The 26,923-nt window shown below is 66.2% G+C and carries 25 protein-coding genes; 15 read left to right on the plus strand and 10 right to left on the minus strand.

Annotated elements, in window-relative coordinates; translation table 11 throughout:
- Positions 1–145: 145 nt before the first annotated feature.
- Both AC1DKR_RS20565 and bioA read right to left on the minus strand, forming a co-directional pair.
- Entirely contained in the window at positions 146–883 is a 738-nt protein-coding gene (locus AC1DKR_RS20565) for a 16S rRNA (uracil(1498)-N(3))-methyltransferase (protein ID WP_363732056.1), read from the minus strand.
- Entirely contained in the window at positions 874–2,265 is a 1,392-nt protein-coding gene (gene bioA, locus AC1DKR_RS20570; RefSeq protein WP_363732059.1) for an adenosylmethionine--8-amino-7-oxononanoate transaminase, read from the minus strand. The genes AC1DKR_RS20565 and bioA overlap by 10 nt, the downstream gene beginning before the upstream one ends.
- Positions 2,266–2,342: 77 nt before the next feature.
- Here bioA and nudE point away from each other — a divergent pair, with 77 nt between their 5' ends.
- The 5 genes from nudE (at position 2,343) to AC1DKR_RS20595 (ending at position 5,279) form a co-directional block, all read left to right on the plus strand.
- Complete coding sequence (gene nudE, locus AC1DKR_RS20575) at positions 2,343–2,906, plus strand: ADP compounds hydrolase NudE (RefSeq protein ID WP_088100969.1); 564 nt, start codon at positions 2,343–2,345, stop codon at positions 2,904–2,906.
- Entirely contained in the window at positions 2,903–3,706 is an 804-nt protein-coding gene (gene cysQ / locus AC1DKR_RS20580) for a 3'(2'),5'-bisphosphate nucleotidase CysQ (protein WP_478034943.1), read from the plus strand. The genes nudE and cysQ overlap by 4 nt, the downstream gene beginning before the upstream one ends.
- Before the next feature lie 14 nt (positions 3,707–3,720).
- Positions 3,721–4,557 carry a nucleoside triphosphate pyrophosphohydrolase gene (mazG, locus tag AC1DKR_RS20585; protein ID WP_478034945.1) on the plus strand — a complete coding sequence of 279 codons (837 nt, stop codon included), beginning with the start codon at positions 3,721–3,723 and terminating at the stop codon, positions 4,555–4,557.
- Entirely contained in the window at positions 4,554–4,880 is a 327-nt protein-coding gene (locus tag AC1DKR_RS20590; RefSeq protein ID WP_089236521.1) for a YnfA family protein, read from the plus strand. Before mazG ends, AC1DKR_RS20590 begins: the two co-directional genes overlap by 4 nt.
- A 96-nt stretch (positions 4,881–4,976) precedes the next feature.
- Complete coding sequence (locus AC1DKR_RS20595) at positions 4,977–5,279, plus strand: Mpo1-like protein (RefSeq protein WP_363732067.1); 303 nt, start codon at positions 4,977–4,979, stop codon at positions 5,277–5,279.
- Positions 5,280–5,312: 33 nt separating this feature from the next.
- Here the strand turns inward: AC1DKR_RS20595 and AC1DKR_RS20600 are convergent, their stop codons facing one another.
- Genes AC1DKR_RS20600 through AC1DKR_RS20620 form a run of 5 tightly spaced genes read right to left on the minus strand, consistent with a single transcriptional unit; the run spans position 5,313 to position 12,209 of the window.
- Positions 5,313–6,497 carry a GDSL-type esterase/lipase family protein gene (locus AC1DKR_RS20600; RefSeq protein ID WP_394198489.1) on the minus strand — a complete coding sequence of 395 codons (1,185 nt, stop codon included), beginning with the start codon at positions 6,495–6,497 and terminating at the stop codon, positions 5,313–5,315.
- 14 nt (positions 6,498–6,511) lie between these two features.
- Positions 6,512–7,264, minus strand: a complete 753-nt coding sequence (locus tag AC1DKR_RS20605; RefSeq protein ID WP_117311095.1) for an SDR family NAD(P)-dependent oxidoreductase — start codon at positions 7,262–7,264, stop codon at positions 6,512–6,514.
- A 45-nt stretch (positions 7,265–7,309) separates the two neighbouring features.
- Positions 7,310–8,614, minus strand: coding sequence for an MFS transporter (locus tag AC1DKR_RS20610; RefSeq protein WP_033831792.1), 1,305 nt, complete (start codon positions 8,612–8,614; stop codon positions 7,310–7,312).
- Positions 8,611–10,860 (minus strand): oligoalginate lyase, encoded by a 2,250-nt coding sequence (locus AC1DKR_RS20615; RefSeq protein WP_394198493.1) that lies wholly within the window; start codon positions 10,858–10,860, stop codon positions 8,611–8,613. Before AC1DKR_RS20615 ends, AC1DKR_RS20610 begins: the two co-directional genes overlap by 4 nt.
- Entirely contained in the window at positions 10,857–12,209 is a 1,353-nt protein-coding gene (locus AC1DKR_RS20620) for a polysaccharide lyase 6 family protein (protein ID WP_478034955.1), read from the minus strand. The genes AC1DKR_RS20615 and AC1DKR_RS20620 overlap by 4 nt, the downstream gene beginning before the upstream one ends.
- Positions 12,210–12,539: 330 nt before the next feature.
- Between AC1DKR_RS20620 and AC1DKR_RS20625 the strand changes: the two genes are divergently transcribed.
- The 6 genes from AC1DKR_RS20625 (at position 12,540) to gcvH (ending at position 20,039) form a co-directional block, all read left to right on the plus strand.
- On the plus strand, positions 12,540–15,431 hold the full coding sequence (locus AC1DKR_RS20625) for a TonB-dependent receptor (RefSeq protein ID WP_442245012.1): 2,892 nt from the start codon (positions 12,540–12,542) through the stop codon (positions 15,429–15,431).
- A gap of 102 nt (positions 15,432–15,533) precedes the next feature.
- Positions 15,534–16,277, plus strand: coding sequence for a FadR/GntR family transcriptional regulator (locus tag AC1DKR_RS20630; RefSeq protein WP_025877780.1), 744 nt, complete (start codon positions 15,534–15,536; stop codon positions 16,275–16,277).
- A gap of 121 nt (positions 16,278–16,398) precedes the next feature.
- Entirely contained in the window at positions 16,399–17,358 is a 960-nt protein-coding gene (locus AC1DKR_RS20635) for an SPFH domain-containing protein (protein WP_313113754.1), read from the plus strand.
- Position 17,359: 1 nt separating this feature from the next.
- On the plus strand, positions 17,360–17,794 hold the full coding sequence (locus tag AC1DKR_RS20640) for an NfeD family protein (RefSeq protein WP_105164521.1): 435 nt from the start codon (positions 17,360–17,362) through the stop codon (positions 17,792–17,794).
- Between the two features lie 642 nt (positions 17,795–18,436).
- The gene (gene gcvT, locus AC1DKR_RS20645; protein WP_025877786.1) at positions 18,437–19,549 is read left to right on the plus strand and encodes a glycine cleavage system aminomethyltransferase GcvT; all 1,113 of its coding nucleotides are present in this window, start codon (positions 18,437–18,439) and stop codon (positions 19,547–19,549) included.
- A gap of 94 nt (positions 19,550–19,643) precedes the next feature.
- Positions 19,644–20,039: a glycine cleavage system protein GcvH gene (gcvH, locus tag AC1DKR_RS20650; protein WP_025877788.1), complete on the plus strand. Its 396-nt coding sequence runs from the start codon at positions 19,644–19,646 to the stop codon at positions 20,037–20,039.
- Positions 20,040–20,322: 283 nt separating this feature from the next.
- On the opposite strand, the gene AC1DKR_RS20655 is transcribed toward gcvH, so the two are convergent.
- A complete protein-coding gene (locus AC1DKR_RS20655; protein WP_133119355.1) occupies positions 20,323–20,703 on the minus strand; it encodes a hypothetical protein in 381 nt (126 codons plus the stop codon).
- Positions 20,704–20,815: 112 nt separating this feature from the next.
- Between AC1DKR_RS20655 and AC1DKR_RS20660 the strand changes: the two genes are divergently transcribed.
- On the plus strand, positions 20,816–21,343 hold the full coding sequence (locus tag AC1DKR_RS20660; protein WP_025877789.1) for a hypothetical protein: 528 nt from the start codon (positions 20,816–20,818) through the stop codon (positions 21,341–21,343).
- Between the two features lie 63 nt (positions 21,344–21,406).
- Here AC1DKR_RS20660 and AC1DKR_RS20665 read toward each other — a convergent pair whose 3' ends face one another.
- A complete protein-coding gene (locus AC1DKR_RS20665; protein ID WP_442244895.1) occupies positions 21,407–22,327 on the minus strand; it encodes a LysR family transcriptional regulator in 921 nt (306 codons plus the stop codon).
- Between the two features lie 112 nt (positions 22,328–22,439).
- On the opposite strand from AC1DKR_RS20665, the gene AC1DKR_RS20670 reads away from it, so the two are divergent.
- Positions 22,440–23,198 carry an SDR family NAD(P)-dependent oxidoreductase gene (locus AC1DKR_RS20670; RefSeq protein ID WP_442244896.1) on the plus strand — a complete coding sequence of 253 codons (759 nt, stop codon included), beginning with the start codon at positions 22,440–22,442 and terminating at the stop codon, positions 23,196–23,198.
- A 106-nt stretch (positions 23,199–23,304) separates the two neighbouring features.
- Here the strand turns inward: AC1DKR_RS20670 and AC1DKR_RS20675 are convergent, their stop codons facing one another.
- Positions 23,305–24,705, minus strand: a complete 1,401-nt coding sequence (locus AC1DKR_RS20675) for a serine hydrolase domain-containing protein (protein ID WP_223496209.1) — start codon at positions 24,703–24,705, stop codon at positions 23,305–23,307.
- 287 nt (positions 24,706–24,992) lie between these two features.
- Between AC1DKR_RS20675 and AC1DKR_RS20680 the strand changes: the two genes are divergently transcribed.
- Both AC1DKR_RS20680 and AC1DKR_RS20685 read left to right on the plus strand, forming a co-directional pair.
- Positions 24,993–26,321 (plus strand): NTP/NDP exchange transporter, encoded by a 1,329-nt coding sequence (locus AC1DKR_RS20680; protein ID WP_478034963.1) that lies wholly within the window; start codon positions 24,993–24,995, stop codon positions 26,319–26,321.
- Positions 26,322–26,397: 76 nt separating this feature from the next.
- Positions 26,398–26,748: a DUF1304 domain-containing protein gene (locus AC1DKR_RS20685; RefSeq protein ID WP_478034965.1), complete on the plus strand. Its 351-nt coding sequence runs from the start codon at positions 26,398–26,400 to the stop codon at positions 26,746–26,748.
- Positions 26,749–26,923: the final 175 nt, after the last annotated feature.

The raw sequence follows: 26,923 nt of genomic DNA on the forward strand, positions 1-26,923 counted from the left end.
GAGGCCCTACCCCAGATCGCGCAGCCGTGACGGCATGAATACCGAACGGTAGTGCCGGCCGCTGGCCGGCAGCCATGGGATCAAGAGCGTTGGCGCCGGGCCATGCCCGGTCAACGGTCAACGCAGTGGTCGCGCGATCCGTCGCTTACCCCAGATCACCCAGCCTTGCCTGCAACGCCGCGATCGCGGCCAGGCCTGCGGTCTCCGTGCGCAGGATGCGGGGGCCCAACTGCAGGCCCTGGAAGCCTGCGGTGGCCAACTGCTCACGGTCACGCGGTGACCAGCCGCCTTCCGGCCCGATGGCGATCACCACGCCGCCGGCCGGTGCCGTCTGCAGTGTCGACAACCGGTGCGCTCCCAGCGGGTCCAGGGTCAACCGCAACGTATGGTCTGGCAGCGCCGCGCTGGCCTGTGCCAGCGACTGCGGCGGTCCTACCTGCGGAATGCGCGCACGACCGGACTGCCCGCAGGCCGACTGTACGACGTTGTTCCAGTGCGCCACGCGTTTTTCCGCGCGTGCTGCATCCAGCTTAACTTCGGTGCGCTCGGCATTCACCGGCACGATGGCGCTCACCCCCAGTTCGGTGGCTTTCTGCAGGATCAGGTCCATCTTTTCGCCGCGTGCAATGCCCTGCAGCAGGGTGATGGTCAGCGGCGATTCGTTGGCGATCGGCTGCACCGCGTCGATGCGTACCTGTACCTCGCGTTTGCCGGCCATGGTCAGCGTCGCGGTGTAGTCATGGCCATCGCCGTTGAACAGCACGCAGGTGTCACCCTCGCGCAGGCGCATCACCCGTACCAAGTGGTTGGCCGTCTCTTCCGGCAGGGTCACGGTCTGGCCGCTGTGCAGCGCCAGGTCGATGGGGCAGCGGGTCACGCGCATGCAATCGCCTCGTCGATGGCCGCCAGCGTGGTATGCGCCAGCAGCTCCAGTTGTTCGTCGTCCACGCAGTACGGTGGCATCCAGTACAGCACGTTGCCCAGCGGGCGCAGCACTACGCCGCGCTTCAGCGCCACCTTGTAGGCGTGCAGCCCCAGCCGCAGCGCCGGATCGAAGGGCGTGCGCTTGTCGCCGTTGCGGGTCAGTTCGAAGGCCACCACCATCCCGGCCTGGCGCACATCGGCCACGTGCGGATGGTCGGCGAACGGTGCGGCCAAGGTGCCCATCACCGAGGCGATGCCGCGGTTGCGCGCGATAACATCGTCCTCGCCGAAGATGTCCAGCGTGGCCAGCGCCGCCGCGCAGGCCAGCGGGTTGCCGGTGTAGCTGTGCGAATGCAGGAAGGCACGTTCGCGCGAATCATCAAGGAAGGCGTCGTACAGCGCCTGCGTGGCCAGCACCGCAGCCAAGGGCAGGAAGCCACCGGTCAGGCCCTTGGACAGGCACAGCAGGTCCGGCATCACCCCGGCCTGCTCGCAGGCGAACATCGTGCCGGTGCGGCCGAAGCCGGTGGCGATCTCGTCGGCGATCAGGAACGCACCATGGGCATCGCACAGTTCACGTACGCGCTGCAGATAGGCCGGATCGTGCATGCGCATGCCACCGGCACACTGCAGCCGTGGCTCCAGGATCACGGCGCAGATCTCGCCCGGATGCTGGTCGAACAGCGTGGCCAGGCCATCGGCGGCCTGGCGTGCGCGGTCGGCCGCACTCTGCCCGGGCTCGGCCAGGTAGGCGTCGGGCGAGGGCGCAAACAGGCCCTCGGCCAGCAGCGGTGCATAGACCCGGCGGTACAGCGGAATGTCGGCCAGTGCGAGGGCGCCCAGCGTCTCGCCGTGGTAGCCGTTTTCCAGCGAGACGAAGCGCGTGCGCCGGGTCTCACCGCGGTTCTGGAAATACTGGAAGGCCATCTTCAGCGCCACTTCGACGCCGGCCGACCCGTTGTCGGCGTAGAACACCTTGGCCAGTGGCGCGCGGCCGGGCTGGCGCGGCGCGAGGGCCAACAGGCGCTCAGCCAGGGTGATCGCGGGCTCGTGGCCGAAACCGGCCAGCATCACCTGTTCCAGCTGTCCGGCCTGGGCGGCGATGGCACCGCCGATGCGCGGCTCGGCATGGCCGAACAGGTTGGTCCACCAGCTGCTGACCGCATCCAGGTAGCGGTTGCCGTCGTGATCGATCAGCCAGGCGCCTTCGCCGCGGGCGATCGGCACCAGCGGCAACGTGTCCGGATGCTCTCGCATCTGCGTGCACGGGTGCCACAGGACCTTGAGGTCGCGTTGCCGCCAGTGCTGGACCAGCGGAGAGGGGGTTGGGTCTGCTAGCATTTCGGGCTCATGAACATGTTGCTGCCTGCACATTCTATCGGCCTCGGCGCACGCGCCGGCTGCCACGGAGATTCCGCATGAACGATGACCGCGCCAGGCGTCCTCTGCCGATCATCCATCGGATCACCGACGAGGAGAACGGGCCCTTCCAGCGCCAGCACCTGGACCTGGAGTTCTCAAATGGTGAACGCCGCCGCTTCGAGCGCCTGGTCAGCCGTGGCCATGGCGCGGTGGTGGTGGTGCCGATGCTCGATGATGAAACCGTGCTGCTGGTGCGTGAATACGCGGCCGGCATGCACCGTTACGAGCTTGGCCTGGTCAAGGGCCGGATCGATGCCGGCGAAACGCCGGAGCAGGCCGCCGACCGTGAGTTGAAGGAAGAGGCCGGCTACGGCGCTCGGCAGGTCGACGTGCTGCGCGCGATGACCCTGGCGCCGACCTACATGAGCCATCAGTCCTGGCTGGTGGTCGCGCGCGACCTGTACCCGGAGAAGCTGGCCGGCGACGAGCCGGAGGAACTGGAAGTGGTGCCATGGAAGCTGGCCGATCTGGACCAGCTGATGCTGCGCGAGGACTTTTCCGAAGGGCGTTCGCTGGCGGCACTGTTCATTGCCCGCCAGTGGCTGCAGGGAGCACGATGATCAAGCTGACCACGGAACTGCGCGAGACCGCGATCGCCATTGCCCAGGAAGCCGGGCAGGCGATCATGCAGATCTACAGCAACGGTTTCGACGTGACACTCAAGGACGACGACAGCCCGGTCACCGCTGCCGACCTGGCTGCCGACCGGGTGATCCAGCAGGGGCTGCGCCAGCTGACCCCGGACCTGCCGATCCTGTCGGAAGAGTCGCCGCTGGTGCCCTGGGAGCAGCGTCAGCACTGGGGCGCGTACTGGCTGGTCGACCCGCTTGATGGCACCCGCGATTTCGTCAAGCGCAATGGCGAGTTCAGCGTCAACATCGCGCTGATCTACCAGGGCGCCCCGGCCTTCGGCGTGGTCCAGTCGCCGGTCACCGGCATTGTCTGGCACGCGATGCGGGGCGAGCTGGCGTATCGCCGGCAGGGTGTACATGACACCGTGCTGCGTACCCGTACACCCGCGACTGCGCCCCTTCGCGTCGCCGCCAGCCGCTCGCATCGTTCAGCGGAGACCAATGCCTTGCTGGCCCGTATGGGAGACATCGAGACCGTGGTCCAGGGCTCTTCGCTGAAATTCTGCCGGATCGCCGAAGGCGGACTGGATGTCTATCCGCGGCTGGGCCCGACCTCCGAATGGGATACCGCTGCTGGCCAGTGCGTGCTGCACGCGGCCGGTGGCGCGGTGCTCTCGGTCGGGACCGGCAAGCCGTTCCGCTACAACCGCCGGCCGACGCTGTTGAACGGCGATTTCATGGCGCTGGGCGATACCAGCCTGCCGTGGCGGGACTGGTTGTCCGATTGATCCAGGAGAAACGCATGAGCACGCACGAAACCCCTGCCACCGGCAACGCCAGCGCGGAGCTGGAGCGCCTGCTGGCCATCATGGCGCGCCTGCGTGACCCGCAGGGGGGCTGTCCCTGGGATCTGGAGCAGAACTTCGCGACCATCGCCCCTTATACGATCGAGGAAGCCTACGAAGTGGCCGATGCGATCGATCGGGGCGACCTCGACGACCTCTGCGATGAACTGGGCGACCTGCTGCTGCAGGTCGTGTTCCATGCGCGCATGGCCGAAGAGCAGGGCGCGTTTGCCTTCGCCGAGGTCGCGCGCGCGATCAGCGACAAGATGCAGCGGCGGCACCCGCATGTGTTCGCCGATGTCAGCGTCGACGATGCGGACGGCGTGATGCGCAACTGGGACGCGATCAAGCGCGCCGAACGCGCGGCAAAGGGCGATCAGGACACCTCGGCACTGGCCGGGATCTCCCGTGGCCTGCCGGAATGGCAGCGGGCGGTGAAGCTGCAGTCGCGCGCGGCCAAGGTCGGATTCGATTGGCCCGGTCCGCTGCCGGTACTGGACAAGGCGGCCGAGGAACTGCAGGAACTGCGCGAAGAGTTCGAGCGCGGCGATATCGCCGGCAACAAGGCGCGCCTGCAGGAGGAACTGGGTGACCTGCTGTTTGTGTGCGCCAACCTGGCGCGGCATGCGGACATCGATCTGGGCGCGGCGCTGCGTGGGGCCAACCACAAGTTCGAACGTCGCTTCCGTTCGATGGAGGCGCAGGCCGAGGCACAAGGCGATTCGCTGGCCGCACTCGATCTGGATGCGCAGGAAGCGCTCTGGCGGCACGCCAAGGCCACCGAAAAAGCGTGAAAACGCTCGGTCTGTTCCTGCTGACCGCGCTGGCCGAGATCGTCGGCTGCTACCTGCCGTGGCTGTGGCTGCGCAAGGGTGGCAGTATCTGGCTGCTGTTGCCGGCGGCGGCCAGCCTGGCGTTGTTCGCCTGGCTGCTGACCCTGCACCCGACCGCCAGCGGGCGCGTGTACGCAGCGTACGGTGGCGTGTACATCGGCACGGCGCTGTTCTGGCTGTGGCTGGTCGACGGCATCCGTCCCAGCCGCTGGGACATGCTGGGGGCTGCGCTTTGCCTGGCCGGCATGGCGGTGATCATGTTCGGGCCGCGGCAGCCGGGGTAAACCGGGCAGGTGTAGAGTCGAGCAATGCTTGGCCGCTGTTGTGGCAACAGCAGCCAGGCGTGGCTCGGTACCACCCTCAACGAACGGAGCACGCGCATGTCCCGCTTCGCCAGCTTCCGCGAGTTCTACCCGTTCTATCTCAGCGAGCACCGCAACACGGTCTCGCGTCGGCTGCACTTCATCGGCAGCTGCGGCGTACTGCTGCTGGTCGCCATCGCCGTGCTGCGAGGGCAGCCGCTGCTGCTGTTGGCGGCATTGGCCTGCGGCTACGGCTTTGCCTGGGTCGGTCACTTCTTCTTCGAGAAGAACCGCCCTGCAACATTTCGTCATCCACTGTATTCGTTCATCGGTGACTGGGTGATGTTCGCCGACATCCTGCGTGGCAGGGTGAAGTGGTGATCTCGCCGTGCGCGCCGGCCGGCGCCGTACGACTCAACGCGCGTTGCAGCCCAGCGCCGCCAGGTTGATCGCGTCGGCCATGCGCCGGTAGCCCTCGTCGTTCGGGTGCAGATGATCGCGGGTGATGTCCGCCGGCAATGATTCCGGCTGTTTCGGATCACGCAGCGCCGCATCGAAATCCACCACGCCATCGAATCCGGTGTCCTGGCCACGCGCCCACTGGTTGATCGCGGTGCGGGTGGCGGCCGATACCGGCTCGTAGCGCTCCGAATCGCCGAAGGGCGTCAATGTGCCGAGATGAGCGCGGATGCCATGCGCATGCAACCGCGCGGCCACCTGACGGTACCCCAGCAGCATGTCCGTCGCGCTGCGTCCCGGCAGGGGCTGTGCACCGCCACCGTGGCGGATGTCATTGATGCCTTCGAACAGGATCACCTGGTCGGCGTCGGCCACTGCGATCACGTCGCGATCCAGCCGCGACAGCGCGCTGTGGCTGCGGCCGTGGTCCAGCAGCTTGTTGCCGCTGATGCCCTGGTTGAGCACCACGAAGCGGTCCGGGCAGGCCTGCTGCAGGCGCTGGCCCAAGCGCTCGGGCCATTGGTTGAACGAGCCACGCGAAGCCGTCGCGCCCTCGGTGATGGAATCACCCAGGGCCACGATCACCTGCGGCCGGTCCGCGCGCTGCACCAGTACCGCAGAGAACACGTTCTGCTGGTAGCCCACGCGCACACTGTCGGCCACCGCGTCCTGCTTTCCGTCGGCCACCCGCACCACCGTACGGCGCACCGCGGGGCGGGTGGGCTGCGGGAAGTACGCGGTTACGCTGATCTCCTGCAGGGCGGTAACCCGCAAGGGCAGTGCATCACTGAGCAGCGCTGCGCCCACGGGTACGTCGATGGAGGTGCGTCCATCGACGGTGACCGGCAGCGCTGCCGCCTCGCCATCCTTCACGCGCACCCGTACGTCTTCCACATGCAGCGGCGTGGTGCCCAGTTCGTTGCTGATGCGCAGTCGCAGCGCATCGCCCTTGCTACCCAGGCGAATGTCCTGGCGCACGGTCTGCGCGGCGAACTGCACGGGCGCGTCAGCGCTGCCATCCTTGCGGTCAGGCGCGGGCGAAGCGGTCCAGGCGGTGACCCAGACCGGTGCGGCCAGCGCCACGGGGGCGGCCACGGCGGTGCCGATGGCCAGGGAAAGCAGGGTGATCCAGCGCTGCATGGGCTTCGGTCCGGTCAGGAGAAGTAGGTGCCGCCGTTGACGTCCAGATTGGCACCGGTGATGAACGCTGCTGCATCCGACGCCAGGTACACCGCTGCATCGGCGGCTTCGTCCGGCAGGCCCTGGCGACGCAGCGGCGTCGCGCCGGCCACCGCCGTACGCACTTCCGGTTTGGTGAATTCGTCATGGAAGCGGGTGGCGATCATGCCGCAGCACAGTGCGTTGACGCGGATACCCTTCGGCCCCAGCTCCTTGGCCATGGCCCGGGTGAAGGTCATCACGCCCGCTTTGGCGGTGGCGTAGATCGCCGCGCCGGGGCCGCCGCCATCGCGACCGGCCTGCGAGGCGAAGTTCACGATCGCCGCGCCTTCGCCCATGTGCGGTACCACGGCGTGGGTGGTCAGGTAGGTGGAGGTCAGGTTGAGGTCGATGACCTTGTGGAAGAACGCCGGATCGATGTCGGCCAGCGGACGACGCTCGACCATGCCGCCGGCCACGTTCACCAGCACGTCGATGCGCTGGCCGAATGCAGCCTGCGTCGCCGCGACCAGGCCGGCCACGGCGGCGGGATCGGTGACGTCGGCGCGGTGGGCGATGGCCTGGCCACCGGCCGCCTTGATCAGCGCCAGCGTTTCCTGCGCGCTGGCTTCGTCGTTGGCGTAGTTGAGGCAGACGCGTGCGCCGGCCGCAGCCAGCTTGATCGAGACGGCACGGCCGATATCACGGCCACCACCGGTGACGATGGCCACCTTGTCCTGGAACGACATGCGGGAAACTCCTTGGTTTGCGGGGGAATGCGAGGGAATGGGGGCTCAACCGTCGGTGCGGTCGAGCTTGTGGATCGGTCCGGTCCACCACCACAGTGCGGCCAGCGACAGCGGCACCAGTGCGGCGACGAGGATGAAGATCGGTGCATAGGAATGGCGGGTCAGCACCGGCACCAGCCAGGTGGTGATCAACGTTCCGGCTACGGCGGCCAGGCCGCCGAGACCGGCCAGCGTGCCCACCGAGCGGCCATCGAACAGATCGCCGGGCAAGGTCTGGATGTTGCCGATGGCGATCTGGAAACCGAACAGCACTGCTGCAATCGCCAGCACCGCAAACAGCGGCTGGTTGGCCAGTACCGCGCCCAGCAGGGCCGGTGCCATGATCACGCAGCCCAGCGAAATCGACAGCTTGCGCGCACGGTCCACGCTCTGGCCGGCATTGATCAGGCGCCCCGACAGCCAGCCGCCGCTCAGGCTGCCGAGCATGGCGCCGACGAAGGGCACCCAGGCGAACAGGCCGATCTGCTTGATGTCGAAGCCGAAGGTCTCGGCCAGATAGATCGGCAGCCACGATACGAACAGCCACCAGATCGGATCCAGCAGGAAACGGCAGGCGAGCATGCCCCAGCTCTGCCGGTGGGCCAGCAGCGAACGCACGCTGACCTTCGGTGCATCCACGCGTTGCTGGCCAGCCTGGTCTTCCATGATCAGGCGCCGCTCGGCGTCACTCACCCACGGATGCTTGTCCGGGCCGGCGCGATAGACGAACAGCCATGGCAGCAGCCACAGGAAACCAAGTGCACCGACCAGCACGAAGGTGCCGCGCCAGCCCAGCCACAGGTACAGGCCGGCGATGGCCGGCGCTGAAACGATGGCACCGATGGACGCGCCCGCGTTGAAGATGCCCTGTGCGAGGGCACGCTCACGCGCGGGGAACCACTCGGCATTGGCTTTCACCGCGCCGGGCCAGGCACCGGCTTCGCTGATGCCCAGCATCGCCCGCACCACGCTGAAGGAGAGCATGGAGTGGGTGACCGAATGCAGCGCGATCGAGATCGACCACACACTGATCGACAACGCGAACCCCAGCCGCGTCCCGATCATGTCGAACAGGCGCCCGAACAGGAACTGGCCGGCGGCATAGAACAGCATGAACACGGTGACCAGCAGTGCGTAATCGTCCTTGGTCGCGCCGACTTCCCTGGCGATCTCCGGCCACATCACCGCCAGTGCATTGCGGTCGATGTAGTTGATCACCGTGGCCACCGCGATCAGGCCGACGATCAGCCAGCGCACGGCCGAGCGCACCGGCACCTTGCGCAGCGTGGCCACGGCCGAGGGCCCGTTCATCGTGCATCACCCTTGCTGCGGTCCATGCGCGCATGGCTGCCGCTCCAGCGATAGGCATGGCCATCCACCGTCACGCTGTGTTCGCCCTTCGCGTCGCTGTCGTCGGCCACGCCGAGTGCGATGCGGGCGCCGCTGGCCAGGCGCAGCTCGAGCACCTCGGCATCATTGCCGCGGGTGCGGATGATCTGCTTGATGCGGCTGTCGGCACCATGCACGTACTCGGCGGTGCCGTTGTACTCGCCATGCGGCTCCAGCACGCTGAAGAAGGTCACATCCTTCTGTCCTTCCACGCGCTGCAGCAGCGCCGGTTCACGGCGCAGGTTGAACTCGGGATCATTGGCACCGCTCTCCACCAGCAACGCCTGCGCCGGCGCGCTGCTGCCGAAGCGGTAGGTGTAGAAGCGTCCGTCGAGCAGCCACGCCAGCGTGCGCGGCTCACTGCCGGCCTTGCTGCGTGCGTCCAGCCACAGGTGCTGGTAGCCGTTGTCGCTGCCGAGTACCGGGCGCTGGGTGGGGAAATGCTCCGCCTCGAAACCGGTGGTGACGATATGGCCGTTGAAGTGCAGTGGCAGGTCGTAGCGTGCAGCCTTGTCGCCGTGCACCTGCAGCAGGTCCAGCACCACCGGCAGGCCCAGTTCGGGGTGGCGCAGCAGTGCCTGGGTGCGGGTGAACACCACGCCCGGATAGGCATCGCGCATCGTCGCCGAGGCGATCTGGGTATCTGCGTCGGCCTGGAAGAAGCGCACCTGCGGGGCGAGTTCCTCACCGCGCTTCCAGTCGCCCTTGAAGTGGCTCTGCTCGTTCACCACCAGCGTGTTGTGGGCCACGGTCTGCTTGGCCCAGCTGCGGTTCTCGGCAAGATAGATGCCACCGCGCTTGGCTTCCACGTTGAGGAAGCGCGCCGCGCCGTAGTCGGTCACCACGGCGTTGCCATTGTCGTAGAACAGCCAGTTGAGCTTGTCGAAGTGGCCGTGGCCCATGCCCTGCATGGTGTCCTTCTGCACCAGTGCCTGGCCGCGTTCACCGCCCATGCGCAGGATCGCCAGACCGCCGCGTTCACCGTCCGGGCCGTCGCGCAGCAGCATCGGGCGGTAGTCGAACGGTTTGGCTTTGTTGGCTGCCAACGCCTGCGCCACCTGCAGCCCTTCCGGCGACAGCAGCAGGCGTTTCTGCTGCTGGGCGACCGACAGCAGACGGTCATCGCCGGCCTGCGCATAGGCGATGCCGATACCAGCCACCAGCTCTTCGGTATCGATGCCCTTGTCCAGGATCGCATCGTTGATCGGGAAGAACAGGCCGTCGTAGCTGGTCTGCACCAGTACGTCCACCGCCTTCAGCAGCACGCCGTCGCGGCGCGCGAAGATCTTCCGCTGCGGCTCGTTGCGTTCGATCGCGTTGGCAAACAGCAGGAACGGCGCCAGCGCATAGCGCTGGTAGTAGGGGCCTTCCTCGTAATACCCATCGGGCGAGAACAGCAGGTCGATCTGCCGCAGGAAGCCGAACTGGTCATCCTTGCGGCTGCCGCGCAGCGATTTCTCCACCAGCTCCCGATCACGCAGCACGTAGCCGGTCATGCCGGTGGCGGCCACCGCCCAGGTCGCGTGGTTGTGGATCTGGTCGTAGTTCTTCGGCTCGCTGGCCAGGAACTCGGCCATCGGCCGGAACACCTGCGACTCGATGATCTGCCGATCCTGCGGCGACAGGGCATCGCGGATCGCGTCGTAGCCCTGGATGGCGTTGACCAGCCAGACCGAATCGTTGAGCACCTGCCAGAACACCCGGCCGGGAATCTGTCCGCGTCCTTCCGGATGCGGGCCGAGGGTCGGGTAGAGCTTGGCGTACTGCAGCAGCATGTCGCGCGAATAGGCGACATAGGCCTTGTCGCCGGTCAGCCGATACAGGGTGCCGGCGGCCAGCAGTGCCTGGTAGTTGCGCTTGTGCTGCTCATGGGTGCGGCCGCCGCCCTTGTCCTTCGGCACCGGCACGTCGATGCCGGCCTTCATCATCTTCTGCAGCGATTTTTCCGTACGCGCCTGTTCCTTGGCGAACCACGGATAGCGGCTGCCTTCGCTGGCCATCTGCTGCCACTGTGCGGCGGTCACCAGTACCGGCGCGGTATCGCCTTGTCGCGCAGCTGCAGCAGGTGCCGCATGCAGCGGTGCCGTCGGCAACAGGGCGAAGGGAGCGGCCAGGGCGAGGGCGAGCGCCAGACGGTGGGAACAAAGGGACAGCGGCTGCAACCTCATCGATCAACTCCGGTGCTGGTGCGTGACAGGGCAACCTCGCCCACCTTGGGATACCAGTCCACCCCCGTCTGTTCGCGCGGGGTCATTGCCAGCGCCGGATCGGCGCCGATGGTAGGCAGGGGCGTTGCCGGCACCCACAGGCCGCTGGCGGCCTGCTGCAGGGTGATGCTGGCGCTGCTCACCCCGCCGGGGAACACGCTGCTGGCCTGCGGCGACTGCACGTTGTTGCTGAAGGCGATGCCGGCCAGCGAACTGGCCGCATTCGGTGGATTCTTGCTGGTGCGGTTGACGATCAGGTTGCCGCTGAAGTGGCTGTTGCTGGCGGCGACCACGATGCCCTTGGTTTCGTCATGGCCCACACCGAAGCTGATCTTCGCCACGTCGACGAAGGTGTTGCGGCTGATGGTCGCGTTGACCACGGGCGCGTAGCCGGACAACGGCGGATTGGCCTGTGCATCCATCACCGCCAGTGCCGAGCGGTTGCTGGAGCCGGCCAGCCGTTCGAAGTAGTTGTTGCTGACGGTCTGGTCGGCATTGATGATGCGCACGCCCCCGGTGCCGGCCTTGTCGTCGCCGAGGAAGAGGTTGTCGACCACCCGGTTGCCGTTGCCATGGCGCAGGGTCAGCGCGCCGGCCGAACGATAGAACACGTTGCCGCGGAAGGTATTGCCGCCGGACTTGTTGGAGACGATCTCGGTCTCGCCATCGCAGCCCTCGAACCAGTTGTTCTCCACCGTGCTGTTGGAATCGCTCAGCGAGGTGTCGCTGGTGCCGACGCGGATCGTCTCTCCGCCATTGACGCCCAGCGCCGGCCGTGGGCCGAACCAGTTGTGGTCGATGCGGTGCTGGTTGTCCAGGCCCTGGGTGGCATCGCGCACCACCACCACCGTCGGGCCGGCGTTGGTCTTGCCGCGCAGCTGGCTGTGGTCGAGGCGGTTGTTGCTGCCGTACAGCGACACCCAGTAGTCCTGGTCGCTGCCATCGGGGTTGCTGTAGTCATCGATGACCAGGCCGGTGACACGGCTGTGGCTGGCCACTGCCTTGCTTGACTCGCGGAACGCCACCACCGCGTCGCCCGGGGTGTAGCCGTTGCGGAATACCAGGTTGGAGACCTGCAGGTAGCTGCCGGCCAGGCGCAGGTCCGACCCCCCGCTGAGGATCACCTTGCCCGGCGTCTGCGCGCGCAGCACGATCGGTGCGGCGGCGGTGCCCTGGCCCTTCAGCAGCAGGCGCGCATCGATCCAGGTGCCATCGGCCAGCACGATTTCATCGCCGGCTTGCAGCGCGGCAGCGGCGGTGGCGAACTCGGCGGCATCATGGACCAGCCAGCTTGCAGCATGCGCCGGCAAACTGGTCAGGCATGTTGCCAGTCCAATTGCCAGGCAATATCCAAGGGTGGGTTTCGAAAGGCGGTGCGAAGTCGGTTGAATGCGCATGAAGTCCTTCCAGAGACGGCGATGCCGCGGTTTCGGAGTGGGTGTGCATACCACTTGGTAGGTGTGTTGTAAGCCACGTTGCGCGCAAAGTCATGCTGCATCAGCACATGAAATGCCGGGCAATCGGTCTGAATCAAAGGTATTAAGAAAAATCCAGTCCAGTTGGTTGACATTTCTGTGTCGGCGTGTCGAAGCTGCGTCCCACGCCTACTGTCCGGGCGATCCTTTGGGAGGAGGAAAACCATGCGGCAACCAGCCGGAGTTGTACGTCGTACACCGTTGTCACCCACACCGCTGATCGTGGCACTGCTCGCTGCGCTGGCGGCTTCACCGGCCGTGCAGGCGCAGTCTGCCGGTAGCGGTTCAGGGCAGGACGCCACCACCTTGGACCAGGTCCAGGTCACCGGCATCCGCGAATCGATGCAGAGCTCGATCAACAAGAAGCGCGACGACACGGTGATCGCCGATGTGTTGTCGGCCGACGACATCGGCGACCTGCCCGCGCCATCACTGGCCGATGCGATCGAAACGCTGACCGGTGCCGCCTCGACCCGCGACAAGACCGGCGCATCGGAAATCTCGATCCGCGGTCTCGGCGCCTTCCTCAGCAGCACCAATTTCAACGGCCGCGAGATCACCAACGGCAGCGGCGACCGCTCGGTGAACTTCAACATGTTCCCGGCCGAGCTGATCAATACGGTGGCGATCTACAAGACCCAGCGTGCCGACATCATCGAAGGCGGTGTCGCTGGCACCATCGGGCTGGAGACGGTCAAGCCGCTGGAGTACGGCAAGCGCTCGGCGCAGATCGATCTGCGTGGCAGCTGGGCCGAGTATGACAAGAAGTACCGCGACGACGATGGCATCGGCTATCGCGGTACCGCCAGCTACATCGACCAGTTCGAATTCGGCAACGGCCAGAAGCTCGGCATCTCGCTGGGCATCCAGCGGCTGGAGGGCACCGATCCGGAGGAGAGCATCACCAGCGGCTCCACCTGGTATGCCTGCGATGGCAGGCAGAACGTGGCCAATGCCAACTGCAATGAGGTCAGCGCCCAGGCCATCGCCAACGGCGCGCCGTACTATCTGGTGCCAAGCAGCCGCATCTATCGCCTGAAGCAGGAGCGCAATGATCGCCAGAGCGAATTCGCGGCGATCCAGTGGCGGCCCAACGACGTGGTCGAGGTCAACCTCGATTTCGAACATACCGAGCGCAACTGGGACGAGGACCGCAGTGACCTGAGCCTTTCCAACGCACGTCGCGGCATCACCCAGCGTGACGTGGACGAGGACGGCATCGTCCGTCACCTGCATGGCAGCACCTCCATCGATTCAACCTCCAACCGCTATTGGCGCGGCGAGGAGTACACCGGTGGTGGCCTGAACCTGATCCTGCGTCCGAGCCCGGCCTGGGAGCTGTCCACCGATCTTTCCTATTCGCATACCAACCGCCTGGACAGCGAGCGCATGACCCGGCTGCGCGCCAACCAGCGCGACGTCAACAACGCCATCGTGCCGGGTATCAGCAGCGGCGCCACCGGCTATGTCGACTACGACTGGGACTGGCATGGCGAGGTGCCGAGCGTCGCGCTGGCGCCGAACTTCGACCCGAACAACTGGGACGCCTACACCGGCGCGGCGCGGGTGACCTCCAGCGCGACCGAGAACGACCACAAGATCAAGGCCGGCCGCTTCGATGCCAGCTTCATGCCCGAGTCCGGTTTCTTCACCCGCATCAAGGGCGGCGTGCGCGCCAGCCAGGCCGACTACCGCCTGCGCGACAACACCCTGGTGACCGACTACGACCAGCGCGTAGCGGCCGACAAGGCGAAGATCATTGCCGCCAACCGTGCCTGCCGTGCACCGTTCCCGCAGGACGACTTCATGGATGCGGCCAGCGGCAATACGATCTCCTCGTGGGCGTACTTCGATCCCAGCTGCCTCTACGCGTCCTTCCGCGGCACCAGCGACAGTGGCCTGGACCCGGACTTCCAGGACCCGAACAACGTCGATGTGACCGAGAAAACCCGCGCGCTGTACCTGATGGGTGAATTCAGCAGCACGCTGTTCGGCCTGCCGGTCACCGGCAATGTCGGCCTGCGCTGGGTCAAGACCGACGTGCGTTCGGAAGGCGTGCGCACCGACCTGGCGGTCATCGACAACGGCGACGGCACGATCCGCCTGCAACCCACTGGTGATTTCACCACCCAGGTGTTCAAGGCGGGCAACGACAAGCTGCTGCCAAGCCTGAATGCCGCGTTCGAGCTGAAGCCGGACCTGTTGCTGCGGGTGGGCGCGTACCGGGCGATGTCACGCCCGGACATCGCCGCACTCGGTGCCGGGCGAACCATCAATGTCAGCAGCGATGCCACCTATACCGGCCTGGCCGACGCGCTGGACGACATCAGTGCCAGCGGCAATCCGGCTGCACAGCCGCTGATGTCCTGGAACGGCGATGTCTCGCTTGAGTGGTATGCGAACCCGGATACGCTGCTGGCCGGTGCGGTGTACTGGAAGCAGTTCAACGGTGGCACCGCCACCGCGCTGGTGCCGGAGACCTACACCCTCAACGGACAGACGGTGACCGTGCCGGTGCGCCAGCAGGTGACCACCGATGAAGACAGCACCCTGACCGGTATCGAGCTCAGTGCCACCCACCGGTTCTCGTACCTGCCCAAGCCGTTCGATGGCCTCGGCTTCAAGGTCAGCTACAACTATGCCGACGCCGACTACCAGACGCAGGATTCGCGGTTGGGCGAGCAGTTGGCCGCCGATGGATCGATCATTCCGGCCATCGTTCCGCCGGCCGGCCTGAGCGGCTTCTCGCGGCATGTGCTGTCCGGTTCCCTCTACTGGGATGTGGGCCGCTTCAACATCCAGGCCATCGGCAAGTTCCGTTCGCACTATTACCAGGACTTCACCGGCAACACGGCGCAGCAGAACCGCTACTACGATGACAACACCAGCGTCGACCTGCGCCTGCGTTACCGGGTGAACAAGCAGCTGTCGCTGTCGCTGGAACTGATGAACCTGACCGACGAGCCACGCGTGGCGTACCAGCCGCTTTACGGGAATTTCCGCGAGGTGGTGAGCTACGGGCGGCGCGCGTATTTCGGTGTACGATACAAGTTCTGAACAGGGCGGCGCGGCCAATGGTCGCGCCGTCGCTCCAACCGGACCCGCACCGTGCCCGGTGGCCGGGGACGGGCCCGGAGGGAACCGCCAAGGGTCAGCCGCATGTCCGCCAACCGTCTCTACCAGACCATCGCCGCCAAGCTCCGCAAGCTGATCGAGGATGGCGAATATCCGTCGGGTTCGCGCCTGCCGGGCGAACGTGAACTTGCCGAGCGCTTCGGCGTCAGCCGGGTCACCATCCGTGAGGCGGAAATCGCCCTGGAAGCGCAGGGCTGGATCGCGATCCGTATCGGTTCGGGCGTCTATGTGAAGCCGCGCCCGGCCCAGGCTGCCGGCGGGCTGCCCGATATCAGCGCCTTCGACCTGACCGCGGCGCGTGCCGTGTTCGAGGCGGAAGCTGCAGCGCTGGCGGCAAGCAATATCGATGAGGCCGGCATCGCCGAGCTGCAGGTACTGGCTGAAGCGCTGTGCCGGCGTGACCTTACCGATGAAGAGGCCGGCGACTACGACCGCCGCTTCCACTTGGCCATCGCCCGCCTGTCAGGCAACCCGGTGGTCGAGTATTTCGTGCAGCAGATCTGGCGCATGCGCAGCGAGCTGCCGCGGGTGACCGAGGTCTATGCCCGGGTGTGCCATGACGATGGTGCCAGCCGCGCCGACGAGCACATGGCGATCTTCGAGGGGCTGCGCGCGCGCGATCCCGTCGCTGCACGCAATGCGATGCGCCATCACTTCCAGCGCCTGTTCGAGGCGATGCTGGAGGCGACCGAAAGCCAGGCGCTGGCCGAGATCCGCCGGCAGACCCAGCAGGACCGCGAGCGCTTCCTGGCCACGACCCGGATCTGACCGGGTTCATCCTGCGGTGCCGGGCCATGCTCGGCTGCTTTCGGCTGGAACGTGCGGTACCCGCATCGCCTGCATCCACGCGCTATGCTGGGCTCCGGACGTCTCCCATAAGGAAAGCGCGATGTTCCCGACCATGTTCTTCAGCGCGGTGCTGGCCTTCGTGGCCGTGGTCATCCTGTTCAAGGCAGTGCGGATGGTGCCACAGGGCTATGAATGGACCGTCGAGCGGTTCGGCCGTTACACCCACACCATGTCGCCCGGCCTGCATTTCCTGATCCCGATCGTCTACGGGGTGGGGCGCAAGGTGAACATGATGGAGCAGGTGCTGGACGTGCCCGGCCAGGAAGTGATCACCAAGGACAACGCCGCCGTGCGCGTCGATGGCGTGGTGTTCTTCCAGGTACTGGACGCGGCCAAGGCCGCCTACGAGGTATCGGTGCTGGAAGTGGCGATGATCGCCCTGGTGCAGACCAACATCCGTACCGTGATCGGCTCGATGGACCTGGATGAATCGCTCAGCCAGCGCGAGGTGATCAACGCCAAGCTGCTCAGCGTGGTCGATCATGCGACCAACCCGTGGGGCGTGAAGGTCAACCGCATCGAGATCCGCGACATCCAGCCGCCGCGCGACCTGCTCGATGCGATGGCACGGCAGATGAAGGCCGAGCGCGAGAAGCGCGCGCAGATCCTCGAGGCGGAAGGTTCGCGGCAGTCTGAGATCCTGCGTGCCGAAGGCGAGAAGCAGGCTACGGTGCTGGAGGCGGAGGGGCGGCGCGAGGCCGCATTCCGCGACGCCGAAGCGCGCGAGCGCCTGGCCGAAGCCGAAGCCAAGGCGACCCAGGTGGTGTCGGCGGCGATCGCCGACGGCGACGTCCAGGCCATCAACTACTTCATCGCCCAGAAGTATGTGGAAGCGTTCAAGGAACTGGCCACGTCGCCGAACCAGAAGCTGGTGCTGATGCCGATGGAGGCCAGCGGAGTGATTGGTTCGATCGCCGGCGTGGCCGAGCTGGCCAAGCAGGCCCTGTCCAACCAGGAAACCCGGCCGCCGGCAAGGCGGCCGCCACCGATCGGAGGCTGACATGCGCTGGGAAGTCGTTGCCTGGGGTGCGTTGGCCTTGCTGCTGTTCGCCGCCGAAGCGCTGGCGCCCGGCGCGTTCATGCTGTGGATCGGCATCGGTGCGGCGGCGGTGTTCGCGCTGGTAGCGGTGTTCGCCGATATCCCGGTGCTGTGGCAGGTGGTCGCTTTCGTGGTGCTGAGCGTGCTGTCGATCCAGTGCTACCGGCACTGGGGCAAGCCGCGCGCGCGGCAGAGTGACGCGCCGCTGCTGAACCGCCGCGCTGAACAACTGGTCGGGCGGGTGGTGCCCTTGCAGCAGGCCATCGTTGGCGGGCAGGGCAGGGTCAGCATCGACGACGCGTCGTGGCAGGTGAGTGGGCCGGAGCTGCCGGCCGGCACGCTGGTGCGGGTGGTGGCGGTGCAGGGCAGTGCGCTGGTGGTCGAGGCGGTCGCCTAGGGTTTCCAGCCAACGGCGCAGCCCCTCGTGGATTGGCCGCTTGATGCGTCGGGGTCTGTTTGTTGGGTCGGACGGGTTGGGTTCGCGGGGGACGCCGTGAACCCATCCCTGGGGGCTTGGCCGCGGCATCCATGCCGCGGACACCCCCGCGAACCCAACCCGCCCGACCCCCGACAGTTTCCGTGCGCGTCCAGACCACGGAAAAGAAATCAAAAGCGGGAAGCAAACGCCGGTCGCTGCGCTCTGTGTGCCCGGGGTCGGATCCCTTTCCGCAGGAAAGGGCTCCGACCCTTCTCTCCATATATGTATCGACATCCACAACCGCTCTTGCCTTCCGTCCCGTCACCGGGAACTCCGGAAGGGAGGGGCAGCGTGGGCGCGCGGGGGTGTCCGCCGCATGGATGCGGCGGCCAAGCCCCCAGGGATGGGTTTACGGCGTCCCCCGCGTGCCCACGCTGCTCCGACCAAGCCGAGAGAACCCAGAGCCGACACGCTTCGGCTTTGCGCTTTGCGCCCTGGCTTGTAGAAAGCGCCCGCCGGCCGCAGGCCGGCCAACATCCCCCCGCTGCGCTGCGGCGCGACCTGCGGCCGACCGATCTGGGATAATGCGCGTTCTTGTTTCCTCTGCTGCCGGACCCGGTCATGACCCAGAAGACGCTGCTCAACGATACCCACCGCGCCCTTGGCGCCAAGATGGTCGATTTCGGGGGTTGGGACATGCCCATCCACTACGGCTCGCAGCTGGACGAGCACCACCTGGTGCGTCGTGAGTCGGGCGTGTTCGACGTCAGCCACATGACCGTGGTCGACCTGCGCGGCGACCAGGTCAAGCCGTTCCTGCGCCGTCTGCTGGCCAACTCGGTCGACAAGCTCAAGGCCACCGGCAAGGCGTTGTACTCGTGCATGCTGAATCCGCAGGGCGGCGTCATCGACGACCTGATCGTCTATTACCTGGGCGAGGACTTCTTCCGCATGGTGGTCAACGCCTCCACCCGCGAGAAGGATCTGGCGTGGCTGCGCGAGCAGGCTGCGCCGTTCAACGTCTCGGTCGAGCAGCGTCCGGACCTGGCGATCCTCGCCGTGCAGGGGCCGCAGGCGCGCGACATCGTCATCGGCCTGGCCCGCGAAGCCGACCGTGAGTCGCTTGGCAAGCTCGGCCGTTTCGCCGCGCTGCAGGTGCAGTCCGACGACGGCGTTGAACTGTTCGTCGCCCGCACCGGCTACACCGGCGAAGACGGTTTCGAGATCCTGCTGCCGCAGGATGCCGTGGTCGCGTTCTGGAACCGCCTGCTTGCTGCCGGCGTGAAGCCGGCCGGTCTCGGCGCGCGCGATACCTTGCGCCTGGAAGCCGGCATGAATCTGTACGGCCAGGACATGGACGAAGCGATCAGCCCCTACGAAGCGGCGCTGGCCTGGACGGTGTCGCTGGACGAAGGTCGCGACTTCATCGGCCGCGACGTGCTGGAGGCGCAGAAGGCGGCTGGCAACGCGCGTCAGATGATCGGCCTGGTGATGGATGAGAAGGGCGTGCTGCGCCATGGCCAGGCGGTCACCACTGCCGGCGGCCAGGGCGAGATCCTGTCCGGCACCTTCTCGCCGACCCTGGCCAAGGGCATCGCATTCGCGCGCGTGCCGGCCGGTGAACTCGGTCAGGTCACCGTCGACATCCGCGGACGTCAGGTGCCGGTGCGGGTGGTCAAGTTCCCGTTCGTGCGCGAAGGCCAGGCCCAGCCCGGCGTGCTTGGCGACGCCTGATCCAATCATGCCGGTCGTCACTGCCAGCAGTGGCGGCCGGTTGGTTACACTAGCCCCGTTTTTTCCACCCCCTGCATATCTCTGGAGCAGTCCCATGAGCGAGATCCCCGGCGACCTCAAGTTCCTCAAGTCCCATGAGTGGGCCCGTGTCGAAGGCAATGGCCGCGTGACCGTCGGTATTTCCGACCACGCCCAGGGCCTGCTGGGTGACCTGGTCTACGTCGAGCTGCCCGAAGTCGGCGCGACCGCCAAGGCCAACGAGCAGATCGCGGTCGTCGAGTCGGTGAAGGCCGCCTCCGACGTCTACAGCCCGATCAGCGGCACCATCGTCGAGGTCAACTCGGCACTGGCCGACAAGCCGGAAACCATCAACGAAGACGCCTACGGCGATGGCTGGATGTTCGTCGTCGAAGTGTCCAACAGCGACGAGCTCAACGAGCTGCTGGACCCGGACGCGTACGCCGAAGGCCTGGAAGACGAAGAGCACTGAGTCGTCGTTTCCCCAAAACGAAAACGGCCACCCTCGGGTGGCCGTTTTCGTTTTGGGGGAGGCTTCGAACTTATGCCGGCCGGTTCGCCGCATGTCATCGCCATGGCATCAGTCGGTGTTGAGCGCGGCCAAAAGGCGTGCGCAGTTTTGCGCAAATCCGCGTTTCCACCCCCGCGGCGGCGCGCCCGGATGTGAAAAGTTTTTGGCCTTGTTGCAGGTCCGTTGTGGTGGCGTTGGCGCGTGCGTTGCCATGCATGGCTGCGCCGCCGCGTAGCGTTCCGCTTCAGGCCCCTACATGACGCAGAGTGCTTATTTCAAGTGTTTTTTCTTCGCTGTTCGTGCGCAGTTGATGGCAGCGACGATGCGCGATGCAGTGTTTGCCGGCGCTCGCGGAGGAACATCGGCAGGCGCGGGAAGGGCTTCCGGGACGCGGCGGATGTGAAAATTTTTCGCGGGGGTTGTTGACAGTAAAAAAAACCGTGATTAGGTTTCGCCTCAGCAGACCTTGCCTGCCAAACCGAGTGCGCAGAATCAATCGTCCGATGCGAAGCAGCCCCTCGAAGACCACCGCGATCCTCAAGACGGTGGACATGGCTCCGCTTCCCCCGGAGAAATGCAAGGCGACCCCTGTTCCGATGCCTGCTCCGCCGATCGTGGCGGGCATCACCGCATCCGTAACGGCGCGCCCGACGCGCCGGCGGTCCCCGCACGCAGCATGGGCGGGTTTGATCCACCTGGGCGTTTCAACTCCCTATCACTGACGAGGAGCCATCACCATGGCAACCAAGAAAGCTGCGAAGAAAAAGCCCGCCGCCAAGAAAGCGGTGAAGAAAGTCGCCAAGAAGGCCGCTGCCAAGAAGGCAGTGAAGAAGGTCGCGAAGAAGGCGACCGCCAAGAAGGCAGTGAAGAAGGCTGCCAAGAAGGTCGCCAAGAAGGCCACGGCGAAGAAGACAGTGAAGAAGGCGGCCAAGAAGGTAGCCAAGAAGTCCGCTGCCAAGAAGGCCGTCAAGAAGACCGCGAAGAAGGCCGTCAAGAAGGTAGCCAAGAAGGCCACCAAGAAGACTGCCAAGAAAGCCGCCAAGAAGACCACTGCCCGCAAGCCGGCCAAGAAGGTCGCCAAGAAGGCAGTGAAGAAGGCGACAAAGAAGACCGCCAAGAAGGCAGTGAAGAAGACTGCGAAGAAGGCGACCAAGAAGGCTGCCCCGAAGAAGGCTGCCAAGAAGGTTGCCAAGCGCAAGCCGGCCGCCCGCAAGAAGAAGGCCGCTCCGGTGGCCCTTCCGGCAACTCCGGCACCGCTGATCTAAGTACTTCCCGATAGCCGCACCCTGAGACCCCTTCCCCGACTGCCCAGCGGGGAGGGGGTTTTTTTATGGGCCGTCTGCGCCTGGCCAGCTGCGATGGTCAGCTGCTTCACAGGGAAACCGCTCGACCAGGAAATCCACGAAGCTGCGCAGCCGGGTCGAGTGATAGCGGTCGTGCGCATAGACCACGTGCATGGGCCGACCGTGCCGGCCATGTTCCGGCAGCAACGGGACCAGGCTACCCGCATCGATGTCTGCTGCCAGCAGCAGGCTCGACTGCAGGATGATGCCCTGGCCTTGCAGCGCGGCCAGTCGCAACGCTTCGCCGTTGTTGATCTGCAACCGTCCCGAAGGCGGCGCTGGCAATGCCGCTTCGTTGCCCAGCCAGTGCGACAGCGCAGCCGGATCCAGCGACAGGCATTGATGCTGCTGCAGCTCCTGCGCGTTGTGCGGCGTGCCATGCCGTGTGAGATAGGCCGGTGATGCACACAGGGTCAGCCGGTAGGCGCTGAGCGGACGCGCTACGAGATGCGTGGCGTCGGCCAGCGTGCCGATGCGGATGGCGGCCTCGAATCCTTCATCGGCCAGTTCGACCACGCGATCGGTCAGGACCAGTTCGACACTGACCTCGGGGTAGCGGTCCATGTAGGTCGACAGTGCCGGCACCAGCGCATGCGTGCCGAAGATCACCGGTGCACTGATCCGCAGCTTGCCCGCCGGTGCCAGATGGTGATGCTGTGCCTGCGCATCGGTTTCCTCCACCAGACGCAGGATCTCTTTGCAGCGACCGTAGTAGGCCTCACCGAAAGCGGTCATGTGCTGCCGACGGGTCGTGCGGCTCAACAGCTGCATGCCCAGCCGTCCCTCCAGGGCGCGCAAGTGCTTGCCGGCCATCGTTGCGGAGATGTCCAGCGCCGATGCCGCGGCACTGAGGCTGCCCTTTTCCACGGCCAGCACATAGACCTGCATGCTCTCCAACAGGTTCATCTGACACCCCGGGTTCTGAATGTTGAAACCTCGCCGGAGTTTATCAATCGAGGGTGTTCAAAGAGCATGTCCGCACGGCCAGATGGGCCGGCAGAACCTGGCAGGGCAACACATGAAACTGGATCTTGAAGGACGTACCGCGCTGGTCACCGGCGCAGGCAGTGGCATCGGCGCAGGTGTTGCGCGGTTACTGGCGACGCAGGGTGTGCGCGTGGCGATCACCGCGCGGCGGCAGGCGCCGTTGAAATCGGTGGCGGCCGCAATCGAGGCGGCGGGTGGACCGGTACCCGTCGTGTTGATGGGCGATCTGACCGACGCCGACGATGTGCAGCGCATCGCCAGCGCTTCGCTGCAGGCGCTGCAGCACGTGGACATCCTGGTCAACGCGGCTGGTGGCGCACGGTTGGCCGGGGTGGCCGCAGCAGACGAGGTGTGGGACGAGGCGATGGCACTGAACTTCTCGGCGGCACGACGGCTGACGCAGGCGTTGCTGCCGTCGATGCGGGCCAATGGCTGGGGGCGTGTGATCAACCTCAGCGGGTCGATGGAGCCGCGTGCGGTGAATGCCGCGAGCCCGGCGAAGGCGGCGCTGCATCTGTGGAGCAAGGGATTATCCTGCGACGTAGCGGGCGAGGGCATCACCGTCAATTCGATCGCGCCGGGGCGGATCAACAGCGCGCAGATCCGGGATCGGCTGCATCCCACCGAAGAGAGCCGACGTGAGTTCATCGCCCGCAACATCCCGATGGGGCGTTTCGGCGAACCGGAGGAGGTGGCGCACCTGGTTGCCTTCCTGGCGTCGCCGTTGGCGGGGTACATCACCGGGGCGGTGATTCCGGTGGATGGGGGAATGCACTACTTCGCCCACTAGCCTCCGGCACGATCGGTCAGGGCGTGGCGCCACGTGGAGGACGCGCAGGCGCATACGAAAAGGGCGACCCCAGGGCCGCCCTTCCGCTCACGTCGAGCTCGCCAGCTCAGCGCGGCGAGGCCACCGCGCGGTTGCCCGAGGCACCCTTGCCCTTGCGCTTGTCCTGCTGCGCCGGGGCGGCGCCCTCGGCCATCAGGTTGTCGCTGCCGAAGTCGGTGTCCACGTCCAGCCAACGCTGCGACGGCAGGCCGAGGGCTGCGTCGAGCACGGTCGGCAGCAGGCCGCTGGGCAGGCCGCTTTCGCCGTTCCACATGATGGCGATGCCGAGGTCGCGCTCAGGCACCAGTGCAACAAGGCCACGGTAGCCCTGCACCGCGCCGGCATGGAACACGACATCGTGACCGGCGTAGTCGAAGGTGCGCCAGCCCAGCGCGTAGCCGGCCGAGTGCAGGCGTTCGCGGCGCCAGCCCGAACGCATCTCGCCCGGTGTGTTGATCAGGCTGGAGTGCAGCGTGGCCAGCAGCGGCGCCGGCAGCACGTCCGGACGGTGGCCGGTATGGGCCAGCAACCACTGCGCCATGTCACTGGCACTGGCGTTGACGCCTGCAGCCGGGGCCACGCGGTAATAGGTCGGCTTCGGCGTCAGCGACACCCAGCCGTTGCGGCTGCGCACGTGAGGGCGCGCCCAGCGCGAGCTGGCCTGGATACCGGCCAGACCGAGGCTGGCATCGTTCATGCCCAGCGGCTTGAAGATGCGGCGTTCGACCGACTGCTCGTAGAAGCTGCCGGAGGCGGCATACACGACGTCGCCGATCAGGCTGAAGGCCACGTTCTGGTAGGCGTAGCAGTCGCCCGGCAGGCACTTCAGGCCGGTGTTGGCCAATTTCTGGGTCAGCGCGTAGTACTCGGCGTTGCCTTCGATGTCGCGGTCGTAGGCGTTGTACGGCAGACCGACGCGGTGGCTGAGTACATCGGCCACGGTCAGGCGGTCGGTGGCCTCCGGCGAGTTCAGGCGGAAGCCCGGCACATAGTCGGTGACCTTGCTGTCCCAGCGCAGGGTGCCATCGTTGACCAGCAGGCCGGCCATGGTGCCGGCGAAGGCCTTGGACAGCGACGCCAGGCGAAACACGGTGTGGGCATCGACCGGCAACGGGTTGTTGACGTCGGTGACACCGTAGCCGCGCGCGCTGAGCACGCGGCCGCCCTGCACGATGGCCACTGCCATGCCCGGCACGCGCTCGCCATAGGTGAGCTGCTGCGCCATCGACTCGATGTTGGCGACGTTGAAACCGGCAGCGGGCAACTGCACCTGCGGCACCAGCCCGGTTCGGTAGGCCGCAGGCTGGGTGTGGGCGACGGCGCCACCGGCGGCGGTTTCGATGTTGGTCGGCATCGGCGGCAACGCCGGCGGGGTCTGCGCGGTGGTGGACAAGGCAAGGGGCATCAACATGCCCAGCAAACCGGTGGCCGCCGAACGGATCGGACGACGCAGGCTGTTCTTTTTCATCGGTTGGAACCCGTGCGCGACTGCTGGGGATGATTCTAGCGCCGCTTTTCGCCTGTGCACAAACAAAGCGAAGATGAATGCGCATCTCGTTGAAAAAGTTGGATTTTTGACGCCAGAAAAGCGTGTATCACAAGGTGTCTGCCGGGCCGGTCCGTGACACTGCGTTGCAGCCATCGGCGCCGCCTGCGCTGGCGATGTTGCAGTGCATTGGATAACGTACGCGCTTCACTGCCCCCGGAGCCTGCCATGCCGCTGTCCAACCGCCGTTTGCGGGCGAGGGGAGCCGCGTGAGCGCGGCGCGGGAGAGCGGGGCACTGAAGGGCCTGCTGGCCGCGCTGCGCGAGTCGCCGGCGCTGTGGTGGTCGTTCCTGTACTTCTTCTGCCTGCTCAGCGGCTACTACGTGTTGCGGCCGGTACGCGAGGCGATGGCCGCTTCGGCCGACCTGGAGACGGTGTTCCCGGCGGCGTTGATCGCCTGGTTCGCCAGCCATGGCATCGCCCTGAAGGACTTCGTCCTGCAGTTCCTGTTCTCCTGCGTGTTCGTGATCATGCTGGTGCTGCAGCCGGTCTATGGCTGGCTGGTCAGCCGCTTCCCGCGGCGGGTGTTCCTGCCGGCGGTGTACGGCTTCTTCATCGCCACCCTGCTGGGCTTCTACGCGTTGTTCGACAGCGGCGTACCCGGGCGGGGCATGGCGTTCTTCTTCTGGATCACCGTGTTCAACCTGTTTGCGGTCGCGGTGTTCTGGAGCTTCATGGCGGATGTGTTCTCCAATGCGCAGGCGCGGGCCTACTACGGCTACATCGGTGCGGCCGGCACTGTTGGCGCCTTCCTCGGCCCGATCATCACCAGTGCGCTGGTGCAGCGGGTGGGCATCGCCAACCTGATGCTGGTTTCGGCCGGCTTCCTGGTCGTGTGCCTGTTGTGCATCTGGCGCCTGCGGCACTGGGCGGTGCTGCGCGAGCGTGAGCAGCAGCTGGTGTCGGGCGAGCAGCCGATGGGTGGCAGCGTGCTCGATGGCCTGAAGCTGATCGTGCGCGAGCCCCTGCTGGGCTGGCTGGCGATCATGGTGGTGTTCGGCGTGGGTGTCGGCACCTTGCTGTACAACCAGCAGGCCAGCATCGTACGTGCCTCGTTCAACGATGCAGGCGCTGCCACAGCCTTCTTCTCGCGCATCGACCTGGTGGTGAACGCGCTGGCGCTGTTGATGCAGCTCGGGCTGACCCGCTGGTTGCTGTCGCGCCACGGCATCGCCCCGGCGTTGCTGATTCCCGGTTTTGCGATCCTGATCGGCTTCTCGGTGCTGGCCGCATCGCCGATGCCGCTGATGGTGGCGGTGGTGCAGGTGATGACCCGCGCCAGCGAGTTCGCCCTGGCCAAGCCGGCCCGCGAAACCATCTACACCCGCGTGGACCGGCAGTGGCGCTACAAGGCCGGCGCAGCGATCGACACGGTGGTATACCGCGGCGCCGACCTGACCTTCGCCTGGCTGCACAAGGGGCTGTCGTTGTTCGGTTCGCACGTGGTGTTCATCGGTGGTGTAGCCGTCGCCGGGTTGATGACCCTGGCGGCGTTCGGCGTGCTGCGCGAAGAGAAGAAGCTGCCACGCGACCGTTGATTTTCCGGGGTCAGATCCCTTTCCCGCAGGGAAAGGGATCTGACCCCATTCTCCATCCTTGTCCAAGGAACTGCCCATGTACTGGATCGCGCTCGCCCTGACCCTGCTGGTCGCCCTGCTGCACGTTTATTTCCTGGTGCTGGAGATGTTCCTGTGGACCCGTCCGCTGGGCCTGAAGACGTTCCGCAATTCACCGGAGAAGGCGGAGACCACGCGCGTGCTGGCGGCCAACCAGGGCCTGTACAACGGCTTCCTGGCGGCGGGCATCGTGGTGGGGCTGATGCTGGCGCAGCCGGTGCTGGTGACGTTCTCGCTGGTGTGCGTGGTGGTGGCGGGGTGCTATGGCGCCTACAGCGTGAGCCGGCGCATTTTCATGATCCAGGCGGTGCCGGCGATCTTGGCGTTGATTCTTCGCGCGGTGGCGTGAGTTTCCAGCCAACGGCGCAGCCCCTCGTGGGTTGGTCGCGGAATGCGGGTCATGGGGGTGGCCGGGCGGATGGGCTGGGCAGGGGACGCCGTGAACCCATCCCTGGGGGCTTGGCCGCGGCATCCATGCCGCGGACACCCCTGCCCAGCCCATCCGCCCGGCCCCTGACAGTTTC

This window comes from Stenotrophomonas sp. 01N47, from assembly GCF_056399165.1.